Below are 12,542 nucleotides of genomic sequence, written 5' to 3'. Positions count from 1 at the left end.
TGAGCAAGGACCCAGGCGCAGTGGTCGGGGTCGTTGAGTACGTGTATTTCGAGGTCTTCAATCGTCGGAGGGCGGGGGACAATCACCGGCCGAACAACCGCGGGGGAGTACCGCGGAACCTCGATGACGCGAACCGCGGTGCCGGCACGTTCGGCGGCAGCGCGCTCGGCGTGCGCCGCCCGCCGGCAGGCAGTCGAGCACCAGATCCTGCGCCGACCTCGGCGCGGTTCGTCGCCGGGAAGGGGCGCGTCAATCGGCAGGCCGCAACGGGGGCACGCAGGCCCCGCGCCTTTAGCATCCATACCGCCCATCTTAAATCGTCCTGACGAAATGTTGCTATTCCGAGACCTAAGTGCAAGAGGTGTGATGTTCGGCGGAAGGGTTGAGTTAGGACGGCCTACGTGTCGATGAGTTGGGGCCGCGATCGGCGTGACGTGAACCGATGGGGGTCCATGCGCAGAGGGCACGCGTGCACGGCCTAAGGCAGCGGTAGGCCGATGGCGGCACGTATCAGGAGGGCTGGTTGGGGCGTGGGTGCTGCGGCCCCAGACCACCGTTGGCAATTGCACCGTAGGTCTTCGCCAGGGCCCGTGCGGTCACCACGGCGTTGGCTGAGGGTATTTCGGCATCGAGGAAGCCCATGTCCCCCTGCAGCAGCCCGAGCACGCCGGGCGCGTGCAGGGCGCCCAACATGCCCGACAGGGGAAGGGCGGACAGCCTTGGTGCGAGGACGTCGAATGCCGCACTGACCGTGGCGCTTTGAGGCAACAGCGTTTGCGCCGCCGTGGTCGGAGCTCTCAGTGCGGGGCGGCCCAGATGTAAGCCGTCGGTGTCGAGCGGCTCGGCGAGTTCGGTACGGAATAGTTCGCGCATTCCCTTACCGGTGACCGACCGGGCCAAACCGGACAACAGCCATCCGTAGGTCAGGGCGTGATAGGCCGATCTTCCGACGAGGCCGTCCGCTGGGGCGGCGGCAAGGCGCTCTTCCATGCGACGCGTGTCAAGCAGTTCCGTCGTGGTGACGCCCGTCAGGCGCGACAAGCCCGCGCGATGCGCCATGATGTCACGCACGGTGAGCTTGGCCTTGCCGTTGGCGCCGAACTCTGGCCAGAACTGGGTGACCGGTACGTCGTAGGACAGCAGTCCTCGATCTACGAGCCGGTGAATGACGGCCGAGGTCAACCCCTTCGTCGACGAGAACGCCAAGGCGCCCGTATCGGCGGTCCAGAGCCGTGTGCCGTGCCGGTCGGCCCAGCCGGTCCACACGTCGACGACACGACGGCCGTGCAGGTAGACCGACAATGCTCCGCCACCGTAACGGGGTCCCTGGAATAGCTTGGCGAAGGCCCGCACTGCGGCGGTGAAGTGTGGATCGAATGCTTCGCGGACGCCCGTCGGCAGCAGGTGCTCACCCTGGTGGCTCACGTTCATGACCTTCTGGTTGGTCGGTTCGGCACGAATGGTCAACGAAACTCCTTCGGCTGTATTGGCACGAGACTAGATCACAACGCTGTACGATCGTACAGCGACGCGTCGGGAAGTACCGGCCTAGTGGACCCACCGGAGCCGACGGTGCGATAAGACCTTTATCGAAGGAGAACGACATGGGACAGCGAGGCCTACTGGACGGCAAGGTCGCCATCGTGAGCGGTGCCCGACGGGGCATTGGCAAGGCAGAGGCGACGGCTCTGGCCGCCGCCGGCGCGAAGGTGGTTGCCTGCGATTTGGTTTACGAGGATCTGATGAGCGTCCAGGACGAGATCGCGGCATCTGGCGGGGAGTGCCTGGCGCTGCAATGCGACGTTCGGGAGAAGTCTCAGATCGAAGACGTCGTCAACCAGACCGTCGAGAAGTACGGCACGGTAGACATTTTGGTCAACAATGCGCAGGGTGGCCTGGACCCGATTCCCTGGGAGGAGCTCACCGACGATGTCGTGGCGACGTCCCTGTATTCGGGTCCGGTGGCAAGCCTGCGTTTCATGCAGGCCTGCTTTCCTCACATGAAGAAGCAGACCTGGGGCCGGATCATCAACACCGCCTCCGGCGCCGCGAGGGGCGGAGTGCCAAACCTGGGCCACTACGCCATGGCCAAGGGCGCAATCGCGTCGCTCACCTACGCGGCCGCGACGGACTGGAGCAGATTGGGCATCACGGTGAACGTGATCTACCCAGCAGTGGTCACCGACCCAATGAAGGAGTGGATGGCGATCAGCCCGGAGAATCGTCAAACTATCGAGTCCGCGTTCCCGATTGGCTATGTCGGCGACGCGGATGACGATCTCGGACCCGTGATCGTGTTCCTGGCCAGTGACGCCTCGCGTTACCTGACTGGACACCCCTTCTTCATCGACGGCGGCGCCGCCTACGGACCGCGGTAAGAGACGCGCCTGAGAGAAACGCGCCTTGCCGAGGGAGTAGGAGGAAAGCAGCGCATTGGTCTTCAGCACCCGGGTAGCGGGCCGAGAGTCGGCGGGCCGCTGCGGGCTTCGTGGTCGTCATTCTCGCGGTCGGGGCGAGCGGCGGTTGGGGCCCCTGCGTGCCGACGAGCCGGCCGCCCGAGACCGGGTCTTGGGCTCGACGGTGTCGAGATAGCGCTCGAAGGCCTTGATGAGTGAGCGGTGCGCCATCGTCACCTGCACACCTTGCTCCAGCGAAAGTACCTTGGGGATGCTGGTCACCAGGAGCACCATCGCGTCTGGTGGAAAGACTTCATCGAGGAAGCTGAAACTGCGGTACTTCTGTTCGAGCGCCTGGAGTTGGACCTTCCGAATGTGCTCGGTCCCGTCCGAGATGAGGGGTAGGAGTGAGGGTCGGCGCGCGCCGAGCGCCATCATCTCGGTGCCGAAGGCTCCTGCGGCTTCACTCCAGCTGTACTCCCAGAGCACCCGCAGCGGTTCGTCAGAACGGCTCTTCAGTCCGTCGTTCCAACGAGCGATGTCTCGATCGATCAGACGCCGGATCATGGCCGCGAACAAGGCGTCGATCGTCGGAAAGTAGTACTGAACGAGGCCGGGAGTCACACCGGCGCCTGCGGCCGCTACCCGGTAACTCACCTTGGCGTGGCCGTCCTTGAAGAACACCCGCTCGACGGCGTCGAGCAGCTGCTTTCGGGTCGCCTCCGCGCCCAGCCGGCGATTGGCTGCCGTCTTTCCCACCTCCGAGTGCCAGGGCCGCCTTCAAACGTCGGTCGTCGTGGACGGGTCGGTCAACGCGGCGACGCCGCTTCGCAGGTCATCATCGAGTGCGATGCCGAGGCTGTCCAGCATCGAAGCCAACATCGCGTAAGACCCGGCCGTGAAGATGACGTCCAGAATCTCCTGACCGTTGAGGTGCTCGGCGAGTTCCTTCCAGGTCGAATCCCCCATGACCCCGTCGAGTACGAGTTCGTCGACGGCGCGCAGTAGGCAGGCGTCGCCCGCGCTCCACGTCGGCGCGTCCGGACCCCAAGCGATCCAGGAGATCTCGATGTCGGACATGCCCGCATCGCGGGCCATGAACAGGTGCTGCGCCCACTCGTAGGTGCACTGCCTCAACGCCGCCACGCGCATGATGACGAGTTCCCGTTGACGTTCGGTCAGGCTGGTGGTCAACAGCAGATGGGCGTTCAGGGTGAAGAACGCCTTTGCCAAACGTGGGTGATGCGCCATCGCGCCGAGGACGTTGAATCCGCTGGGGCGACCCTCGCTGGTAAGGGTGTAACGCGCCCCCGGCGGTGGCATGGCGGCCAGCGCATCGCGCATCTCCGGGGGCCAGCTCTTCACCGGTAGCGGATCCATCCGAGCCATCACGTACGTCCTCTCGTGCCACGCGGTGGGGTGTGCCACCCGTTGTAGTTGAAATGAGCTTGCACAGGCGGAATTTCGGCCGGTCCGGTGGAAGCCTTGCGCTTTTACACTCGTATGGACTATACAAGTGTACAAGCGGGGCCGGTAGCCCCCTGTGGAGTGGGAAGGAGCCTTGGTGGCGAGCGAGGAACAGCCTGTTGGAAATCGAACGTCGGCGGTGGCGGACGCGGACCGGGTAGACGTGGACGCCGCCGACTTCTTCACCGACAGGGCGCTCGTCACCGATCCGTACCGATACTTCGACACGCTGCGATCCCGATGCCCGGTGCATCCCGTGGCCCACAGGGGGGTGGTCGCGGTCACTGGTTACGACGAGGCGGTCGAGGTCTACCGTGACGCGGCCACCTACTCGTCGTGCAACTCGGTGGGCGGACCCTTTCCGCCCGTCGTCACTCCGTCACCCGAAGTCACCGACATCACCGAGGTCATCGACAGCTCGCGCGACCAATGGCCGTTCAGCGAGTTCATGGTGACCATGGACGGGGAGCACCACGAAGCCCAACGCAACCTGCTGCGCAAACTGCTCACCCCGCGCCGGCTCAAGGAAAATGAGGCGGCGCTGGCCGGGATCGCTGACCGCTGCATGGACGCTTTCATGGGCACCGGCCGGTGCGAAGTCGTGAGCGAGTACGGCAAGCCGTTCACCACGTGGGCGATCGCCGACCTGCTCGGTGTACCTGAGGAGGATCGCCCGGAGGTCCAGCAGGTCTTGGTGGGCAGCACGATCAGCGTCGTCGGGCAAGAGGAGACACTTCCCGTCAACCCGCTGGAGTTTCTTTTTCAGAAGTTCGGGGACTACGTCGAGGACCGGCGTGCGAACCCACGCGACGACATCCTGACCCAGTTGGCCAGCGCCACCTATGAAGACGGCTCGCTGCCAGAAGTCGATGCCATCGTGCGTACGGCGACGTTCATTTTCGGTGCGGGCCAGGACACCTCGGCCCGGATGCTCGCCGCCGCACTTCGAGTCATCGCGGAGAACAAGGAGATTCAACAACGGCTACGAGCCGACCGCAAGCTCATTCCCGAGTTCATCGAAGAAGTGCTGCGGCTGGAGAGCCCCACGATGAGCGATTTCCGGATGGCCCGCGTCGCGACCACCCTGGGCGGGGTCGACATCGCGGCCGGAACCACGGTGATGATCCACCCGGGGGCCGCCAACCGTGACGACAGCCGCTTCGAGCGGCCCACCGAGTGTCTGCTCGGGCGCCACAATGTGCGCGAACACATCGCCTTCGGCCGCGGCGCCCACTCCTGCCCGGGCGGCCCGCTGGCCCGCGCCGAGGGGCGCGTCACACTGGAATGCTTCCTGGACCGCACCAGCGACATCTCGCTCTCCGAAGCCGACCATGGACCTGAAGGTCAGCGCCGCTTCGACTACGACCCCACCTTCATCGTCCGCGGGCTGAGCAACCTGCACCTGGTGCTCACCCCGGTTGACTGACACGACACTCGACAGAGAGAGAGCAGGATCCATGAGCAGAGTCGCCGTGGTCACTGGCGGAGCGTCCGGTATCGGTGCCGCCATCAGCCGACGTTTGGCTCGGCGGGGCGACAAGGTCGCCATCCTCGATCTGCGGGGTGACATCCTCAAGCAGCAGCTCTCGGCACTGCAGGACGAGGGGTTCGACGCACGGGGATACGAGGTCGACGTCACCGACCGGTCGGGCGTGCAGGAGGCGATCGCCTCGGCCCGCAAGGAACTCGGCCCGATCCACATCGCCGTCACCAGTGCAGGCATCACCTCCTACGCGGCGTTCACCGAACTCAGCATCGAACAGTGGAACCGCACGCTATCTATCAATCTGACCGGGACCTTCAATTGCGTGCAGGCAGCCGTCCCTGACATGATCGAAGCCGGCTGGGGCCGGGTCGTCACCATCTCCTCGGCCGCCGGACAAGCAGCGGCACCCGGACAAGCCGACTACGTGGCCTCCAAGGGTGGCGTTATCGCACTGACCAGGGCATTGGCGGCCGAGTTCGCCGGCAACGGGATCACGGTTAATACCATCCCGCCAGCACTCGTCGACACCCCAATGGCCCGCGCCGCCGAAGCGGACGGCACGCTGCCCGCCAGCCTGGACGACATCGGGGCGATGCTGCCGCTCAAACGAGTCGGTACCGCTGAGGATGTCGCCGCCGCGTGCGAGTTCCTGTGTTCCGAGGACGCCGGCTACATCACAGGGCAACAGATCAACGTCAACGGCGGGATCTACATGTGACCGAACGCGTCACCGTCCACCTGAACCCGCGGCTGTGCGAAGGGCACGGCATTTGCGCCGAGCTGTCGCCCGATGTATTCGACCTCGGCGACGAGGACGTCGTGACCGTCACCGACGCCCACCCCGACGAACAGCACTGGGGTGACATGCGTGCCGCCGTCGCGGCGTGTCCCCGCCAAGCCATCACGCTTACCCACCAGGAAGAGAGCGAGCAATGAACGAGTACGGGCCGTTGACGAAGAAGGTCATCGAGTACCAGGACACCGTGAAGCGGCTGGTGCCCACCGCGAAGTCGCCCGAAGATTGGACGCCACTGGGCGAATTCATCGCAGTCGACGGGTTCGAACGAATCGGTCCATTCCTCGACGTACAAAATTTCGCGCAGTACACCGAGATGGTGAACGGGTGGGCGCAGGCCACCCAAGCCTTCGACACCACCGTGCGGCGCATCGCCGAGTTGCCGCAACGCGTCTACTTCGAGGTCGAAGAACGCCACCAAATCGGTGACACCAAGCTCGTCGTGAACTCCATGAACGTCTTCGAGTTCGACGAGGACGGAAAGATCTGCCACCTCGACGTGTTCCTCCAGCAGCCGCCGCCCACCGGATAGGGAACGGCCGCCCACACCATTCGAAGAAGAGAGCGCACTGATGGGCAAATTGGACGGCAAGGTCGCCGTGATCACTGGCTGCGCGAGCGGACTGGGCAAGCAGCACGCCCTCCGCTTCGCCCACGAAGGGGCCAATCTGGCCATTTGTGACGTCCAGGAAGAGAAGCTGGCGGAGACGAAGCGACTCTGCGAGGAGAACGGCGCGGAGGTCGTGGCGCTGCGCTGCGACGTCGGGCGCTACGACGAACTGGTCCGTTTCGTCGAGAAGACGGTCGAACGGTTCGGCACGATAGACGTTCTGCTCAACAACGCCCACAGGATCACCGATCTCCGCCGCTTCCTGGACTTCAGCGTGGAGGATCTCGACATCGAGTTGCAGACCTCGCTATACGCCACCTGGCACATGATGAAGTTGTGCTTTCCCCATCTGAGGGACAAGCCCGGTGCCGGCGCATCCATCATCAACACCTCCTCCAAGGGCGGCATCGAAGGCACGACATTCCACGCCGGCTATGCGCCCGCCAAGGAAGCGATTCGCGGACTGTCTCGGGTGGTCGCGCGCGAGTGGGGCGAATACAACATCCGGGTCAACACCGTCAGTCCCGGCGGATGGACCGACAACGTCGACAGTCAACTGCACAAGCGCAGCCCCGAGGTTCAGGAATGGGCGCGGGCCGCATTCAAGGACAACCCGTTCAAGCGGATCGGGGATCCGTACGACGACGTCTCTCCAATCTTCGTGTTCCTCGCCTCCGACGACAGCCACTGGATGACCGGCCAGAATCTGCACGCCGACGGCGGAGTGTGGATCAGCGCATAATCCGCGGGCACGGGCACACTGAATGGTGAGCTCTGACTACATCATCGCCGGAGCCGGGTCCGTCGGCTGTGTGCTCGCCAACCGATTGTCTGCCGATCCGGGCGTGAGCGTGCTGCTGCTCGAGGCGGGAGGTGGCGACCGCAACACACTGTTCAGGATTCCCAAGGGTTCCGGGAAGCTGTTCGACAGCCCCGTTATGCCTCGCCGAGTATCGCCTCGTTGGCTATTGGACGAGCCGCCCAAGACATCGGTGAAGAAGAACGCGTCGACCTTGGCCCGCTCAGCCTTCTTAGCCAAGTCCACCCACAGGTCCAGGGTCTTGAACTCCCGGTTCCGTGCGCGCGGGTGGCGCCAGATTCCGTGGAAGTTGTGACCGATGGAATCCATCACCAACAATTAGCGGGAAGGACTTTCCATGACAGACCCGGGCCAATCCTCGAACTGTACGTTTGTATAGCACCATGTCGACTCAGCGGTCAAGGAGTCTCGTCGGGCGGGCCAGCGGTTACTCATGCCGCCATTGAGTGCTCGGGGGGCCGCCGGTGGCGGCTTACTCGACACGCGATTCGAAGCGCCGACAACTATTGCCGGCCTGCTCCTCGCTTGCCCATGACGAAGAACTGTGCTATACAGACGTACCACTGTTATTGTACGATCGTATAGCGCATGGGTCTCGCAAAACATCATCGTCTGGAGCTACGTCGACCAGGTCAACATTGCCGCGCTCGCCGACGACGGCACATTCAACGACGTACGTGAAGCGGCAGACGCGTAGATCCACGTGTTCGTCGATCATCACGACACGACAAGGACATCTAGAAGCTTTGAGCGCAAACGATTCTGACAGCCCAGAGCTCAGCCAGTGGGATCAGGCCTTCACCGAGCAGCAAATGAATGTGCTGCGGCCCATCGTCAAGCGGTGGTTCCGCGCAGAGGTGCGAGGCATGGAATCACTCCCGCCCGAGAGTGGTGCGTTGATGGTGTCCAACCACTCCGGAGGCATGATGACGGTTGATGCGGTAGTCCTCGGCGCCGCGTTCTATGACAACTTCGGATATGATCGGCCGCTGTATACCTTGGCCCACAACCAGGTGTTCGTCGGACCGTTCGAAGGGTGGTTGCCCCGCGCCGGCATCATCCACGCGACCCGGGAAAACGCGGCGAAGGCGTTGCGCTCGGGTGGAATCGTGCTGGTGTTTCCCGGCGGCGACTATGACGCGTACCGGCCGACCTTGGGCCAAAACGCCATCGACTTCAACGGGCGAACAGGCTACATCAGGACGGCCATTGAAGCCGGCGTGCCCATTGTGCCCGCGGTGTCGATCGGGGGCCAGGAAACCCAACTGTTCCTGACCCGGGGTAATTGGCTGGCGAAGCGACTGGGTCTCAAGCGCTTTCGCGTCGACATTCTGCCGATCAGCATCGGTTTTCCGTTCGGGTTGAGCGTGTTTTATCCGCCGAACCTGCCCCTGCCGGCCAAGATCGTCACACAGGTGTTGGAGCCGATCGACGTCGTCGCTGAGTTCGGAAGGGATCCCGACGTAGACGAGGTCGACGCCCGCGTCCGCTCGTTGATGCAATCCGCCCTCGACCGGCTGGCCCGCGAACGCCGGTTCCCTGTCCTAGGCTGATTGCTGTGACGTCGTCCGGCCGCTCATTGCCACAACGGGTTACGGAACTTCGGGAATCCCTGCGGGCGCTGAGGAAGGCGCGGCTGCTGGTGGGGTTGCGCCCCGACAAGTACTTGCGGATGGCCGCGGCGAGGCTGCGTGAAGGGGCCACAAATACCGTCGGCATTGCCGTGTCGGCGCGGCGCTGTCCCGATCGTCCTGCTCTGATCGACGAGCTCGGTGTGCTCAGCTATCGCGAACTTGACACACGCGCCAACGCCTTCGCGGCCGCCTTGCAGCAGTTGCCGGCCGGAACACCGCAAATGGTAGGCATCATGTGCCGCAACCACCGCGGGTTTGTTGATGCGCTCGCCGCCACCGAGAGGATCGGCGCGGACGCGCTGCTGCTCAACACGTCGTTTGCCGGTCCGGCCCTTGCGGACGTCGTGCTGCGGGAACGTCCCGACGTCATCGTCTATGACCAGGAGTTCAGCGCCAGTGTCGATCGGACGGTCAGCGAAAAGCCGGACACCGAGCGCATCATCGCCTGGACAGACGAGCCCTCGGATGACGTCGCCACGGTGGAGACGCTGATCGCGCGCCATGCCGGGCAGCGGCCGGCCCAGACCGGCCGCAAGGGCAAGTTGATCCTGCTGACCTCGGGCACCACCGGCACGCCAAAAGGCGCTCGGCGCTCTGCCGGGGGTGGATCCACCGAGGGAGCGGCGCTGTTGTTGCGGCTGCCATGGCGCGCCGAGGAGACCACGGTGGTGGTCGCGCCGATGTTTCACGCATGGGGGTTCGGACAACTGATCTTAGGGACCATGCTGTCGTGCACGCTGGTGGTGCGGCGCACATTCGATGCTGCGGCCACGATGGCACTCGTCGACCGTTACCGCGCCACCGGCCTGAGTGTGGCGCCGGTGATGCTGGACCGGATCATGGAACTGCCCGACGAGGTGCGCAATCGGTTCAGCGGGCGTTCGTTGCGGTTCGTCAGTGCCGCCGGCTCGCGGATGCGTCCCGATGTTGTGGTGAGGTTCATGGACCAGTTCGGCGACGTCATCTACAACAACTACAACGCCACCGAGGTCGGGGTGATCGCCCTTGCCGGGCCCGAGGACCTCCGCACGGCCCCCGACACCGCCGGTAAGCTAATGCCCGGCACGCATATTCGCATCCTCGACGAGAATCGCCGCGAAGTCCCGCGCGGCGAAATCGGCCAGATCTTCGCCCGCACCACCACGCAGTTCGAGGCCTACACATCCGGACAAACCAAGGATGTCCACGACGGCTTCATGGCCTGCGGTGATCTGGGCTATGTCGACGAGACCGGCAGGTTGTTTGTGGTCGGCCGCGACGACGAGATGATCGTGTCCGGGGGAGAGAACGTCTACCCGATCGAGGTGGAAAAAGTGCTTGCCGCCCACCCTGCCGTGGCGGAGGCGTCCGCTATCGGCGTCGATGACGAGCAGTTCGGCCAGCGGCTCGCCGCCTTCGTGGTCCTCCAACCCGGTGCGTCGGCCACAACCGACATGCTCAAAGAGCATGTGCGGGAGCATTTGGCCAATTACAAGGTTCCCCGCGAGATCCTGATCCTCGACGAGTTGCCCTGCAGCGCCACCGGCAAGATCCTCCGCAAGGACCTAGTGGCGCGCCTCGTCAGCACGGACCAGCACACGTAATCTCCGCCTGGCCGTGCGCGGCACTTCGCCGCCGACGCGGCTGCATTGTGCGGTAGATCACACCTGTGCTATACAGACGTACAAGGCCATGAGCTGGCACCCTCGGTCCGCGTAGAGCACAACAGGTTAAGGCCGCACATCGGCCGGTACCGCGGAGAGGACGGAAGGATGGACATCAGTCAGTCGTCCGACGATACGGTCAGGCTATCGGGATATGACACCATGTTTGTCCTCGATGACCGGATCGAACCTCAGCACACATTGAAAATCGCGGTGTTCGACGAGGCGTCAAGCAAGGATTTCCAGTTCGAGCGCATCGGTGATGCGCTCCAACGAGCGGTGGCTGTGCTTCCTCAGATGAAGTGGCGAGTGCAGCCGGTGCCCCTCGGCCTCAACCGGCCGGTATGGGTTGTCGACTCCGAATTCGACGTACGCAACCACCTGCGGCACGTCCGCTTGCCCCACCCCGGCACCAAGACGCAGTTGTGCCACATGATCGGCGAACTTGCCGCCGAACGAATACCGCCCGACCGGCCTCCATGGCAGCTGTGGTTCCTGGAGGGTTTCCAGGGCACCAAGGTGGTCGGCGTCCTGAAGCTGAATCATGCGATGGCCGACGGCGGCACGTGCGCAGAGTTGCTCGACGTGTTGTCGCGCCCCGAACCGAATGCGCCGCCGGTTGCTGTGCCGGTCCCACACCCCGCCGCGGCGTCAAGCCGCAGTGATGTGCTGCGGGACGGCGCGCGCGACCTATGGCATGAGGTTGGACGAGAGGTGCCTCGCATGGCACGAGCGATGCGGCAGGCACGCCCGAAAGGTCGCAAGAGCGGGTCGCTCAAGAGGCAACCATCCAGGTTGGGAGCGCCGACGATCCCGTGGCGCGGACCGCTGACGCCTACCCGGTCCTTTGCATGGGTTTCGCTACCCCTTGACGAAGTGAAGGAGATCGCGAAGACCGTTTCCGGGACGGTGAACGACGTTGTCTTCGCGATTGTCGCTGGAGCGGTTCGCGAGTGCCTCGCCCACGAGGCAATGCTGACCGACCGTCCAGTGATAGCCGACACCGCGGCCAAGAACCGCAGGGAAGGCGACACCCGGTTGTGGGGGAATGCCGTCACGGTTCGACGATTTGAATTACCGACGCACCTGGCGGATCCGCTGGAACGCCTGCGGGCCGCTCATGTGCAGTCCTTGTCGGTGAAATCGCAGGTGGCCGCCCGCCATGTGCAGTTCGAAGATTGGGTCGCGCTTGTCCCGCCGATCCTGTTGCGTCCCGTGCTCAGGGCGGTTCGCACTGCGGCCCGGAGGTCGCGCTTGAGCGGATATGTGATGGTGTCCAACGTCAAGGGCCCGCGGGAGAAGCGCTACATCGGTGGGATGGGCATCGAGAACTTCATCTCGTGCGGCCATTTGAAATACGCTGCGGGCGTCAACACCACCGTGTGGAGCTACGACAAAGTGCTCAATTTCGCGGTGTACGGGTGTGGGAGAACGCTGCCGGACGCAGAGTTGTTCACGGAGCGGATTCATTTAGCGTTCGACGAGTTGCACGCGACGACACGTGACCTCGCCGGCCCGCCGGAGCACGATTCGGTAGCGCCGAGCGCGGCTAGAGGAGAACATCATGTATGAGATGACTGAGGTCGTTGGAGAAGACGGCGTTCGGCGCGAGAACCCCACGCCGAGCGCGTGGCTTACCGCAGCGGAGTTGGGCCGCTGGGCGACCGAGGTGGGCATGCACCGCGCCGTG

The 12,542-nt window shown here is 64.1% G+C and carries 11 protein-coding genes and 3 pseudogenes; 10 read left to right on the top strand and 4 right to left on the bottom strand.

What is annotated here, in order from left to right:
* Both VKI00_RS28940 and VKI00_RS28935 read right to left on the bottom strand, forming a co-directional pair.
* Positions 1-302: pseudogene (locus tag VKI00_RS28940) on the bottom strand (hypothetical protein); the annotation flags it as partial.
* Positions 303-549: 247 nt separating this feature from the next.
* Positions 550-1,431 (bottom strand): annotated as a pseudogene (locus VKI00_RS28935) (serine hydrolase domain-containing protein); the annotation flags it as partial.
* A 173-nt stretch (positions 1,432-1,604) separates the two neighbouring features.
* On the opposite strand from VKI00_RS28935, the gene VKI00_RS28930 reads away from it, so the two are divergent.
* Positions 1,605-2,378, top strand: coding sequence for an SDR family NAD(P)-dependent oxidoreductase (locus VKI00_RS28930; RefSeq protein ID WP_324444343.1), 774 nt, complete (start codon positions 1,605-1,607; stop codon positions 2,376-2,378).
* Positions 2,379-2,495: 117 nt separating this feature from the next.
* Here VKI00_RS28930 and VKI00_RS28925 read toward each other — a convergent pair whose 3' ends face one another.
* Together VKI00_RS28925 and VKI00_RS28920 are read right to left on the bottom strand one after the other, a co-directional pair.
* The gene (locus VKI00_RS28925; protein ID WP_324444342.1) at positions 2,496-3,155 is read right to left on the bottom strand and encodes a TetR/AcrR family transcriptional regulator; all 660 of its coding nucleotides are present in this window, start codon (positions 3,153-3,155) and stop codon (positions 2,496-2,498) included.
* Between the two features lie 21 nt (positions 3,156-3,176).
* Positions 3,177-3,785: a carboxymuconolactone decarboxylase family protein gene (locus VKI00_RS28920; RefSeq protein WP_324444340.1), complete on the bottom strand. Its 609-nt coding sequence runs from the start codon at positions 3,783-3,785 to the stop codon at positions 3,177-3,179.
* 217 nt (positions 3,786-4,002) lie between these two features.
* Between VKI00_RS28920 and VKI00_RS28915 the strand changes: the two genes are divergently transcribed.
* The 9 genes and pseudogenes from VKI00_RS28915 to VKI00_RS28875 all read left to right on the top strand — a co-directional run bounded on the left by VKI00_RS28915 (position 4,003) and on the right by VKI00_RS28875 (position 12,424).
* Positions 4,003-5,289 (top strand): cytochrome P450, encoded by a 1,287-nt coding sequence (locus VKI00_RS28915; RefSeq protein WP_324444347.1) that lies wholly within the window; start codon positions 4,003-4,005, stop codon positions 5,287-5,289.
* Positions 5,290-5,320: 31 nt separating this feature from the next.
* A complete protein-coding gene (locus VKI00_RS28910; protein ID WP_324444338.1) occupies positions 5,321-6,067 on the top strand; it encodes an SDR family NAD(P)-dependent oxidoreductase in 747 nt (248 codons plus the stop codon).
* A complete protein-coding gene (locus VKI00_RS28905) occupies positions 6,064-6,285 on the top strand; it encodes a ferredoxin (protein ID WP_324444336.1) in 222 nt (73 codons plus the stop codon). Before VKI00_RS28910 ends, VKI00_RS28905 begins: the two co-directional genes overlap by 4 nt.
* Positions 6,282-6,677, top strand: a complete 396-nt coding sequence (locus VKI00_RS28900; protein ID WP_324444334.1) for a hypothetical protein — start codon at positions 6,282-6,284, stop codon at positions 6,675-6,677. The genes VKI00_RS28905 and VKI00_RS28900 overlap by 4 nt, the downstream gene beginning before the upstream one ends.
* Positions 6,678-6,717: 40 nt before the next feature.
* Positions 6,718-7,497 carry an SDR family oxidoreductase gene (locus VKI00_RS28895; RefSeq protein ID WP_324444332.1) on the top strand — a complete coding sequence of 260 codons (780 nt, stop codon included), beginning with the start codon at positions 6,718-6,720 and terminating at the stop codon, positions 7,495-7,497.
* A gap of 22 nt (positions 7,498-7,519) precedes the next feature.
* Positions 7,520-7,687, top strand: a pseudogene (locus VKI00_RS28890) (GMC oxidoreductase); the annotation flags it as partial.
* A gap of 634 nt (positions 7,688-8,321) precedes the next feature.
* The gene (locus VKI00_RS28885) at positions 8,322-9,128 is read left to right on the top strand and encodes a lysophospholipid acyltransferase family protein (protein ID WP_324444330.1); all 807 of its coding nucleotides are present in this window, start codon (positions 8,322-8,324) and stop codon (positions 9,126-9,128) included.
* A 26-nt stretch (positions 9,129-9,154) separates the two neighbouring features.
* Positions 9,155-10,792 carry an acyl-CoA ligase FadD12 gene (gene fadD12 / locus VKI00_RS28880; protein ID WP_324444345.1) on the top strand — a complete coding sequence of 546 codons (1,638 nt, stop codon included), beginning with the start codon at positions 9,155-9,157 and terminating at the stop codon, positions 10,790-10,792.
* A gap of 168 nt (positions 10,793-10,960) precedes the next feature.
* Entirely contained in the window at positions 10,961-12,424 is a 1,464-nt protein-coding gene (locus VKI00_RS28875; RefSeq protein ID WP_324444328.1) for a wax ester/triacylglycerol synthase family O-acyltransferase, read from the top strand.
* Positions 12,425-12,542 lie beyond the last annotated feature (118 nt).

It is taken from the genome of Mycobacterium sp. (genome assembly GCF_035314665.1).
GTDB lineage: Bacteria > Actinomycetota > Actinomycetes > Mycobacteriales > Mycobacteriaceae > Mycobacterium.
This window is presented reverse-complemented; position numbering and strand designations above follow the sequence as displayed.

Bases quoted from the DNA above. Each gene is read 5' to 3' on its own strand.
- VKI00_RS28930 (WP_324444343.1), top strand. From the start codon at position 1,605: ATGGGACAGCGAGGCCTACTGGACGGCAAGGTCGCCATCGTGAGCGGT.
- VKI00_RS28920 (WP_324444340.1), bottom strand. From the start codon at position 3,785: ATGGCTCGGATGGATCCGCTACCGGTGAAGAGCTGGCCCCCGGAGATG.
- VKI00_RS28910 (WP_324444338.1), top strand. From the start codon at position 5,321: ATGAGCAGAGTCGCCGTGGTCACTGGCGGAGCGTCCGGTATCGGTGCC.
- VKI00_RS28900 (WP_324444334.1), top strand. From the start codon at position 6,282: ATGAACGAGTACGGGCCGTTGACGAAGAAGGTCATCGAGTACCAGGAC.
- VKI00_RS28895 (WP_324444332.1), top strand. From the start codon at position 6,718: ATGGGCAAATTGGACGGCAAGGTCGCCGTGATCACTGGCTGCGCGAGC.
- VKI00_RS28875 (WP_324444328.1), top strand. From the start codon at position 10,961: ATGGACATCAGTCAGTCGTCCGACGATACGGTCAGGCTATCGGGATAT.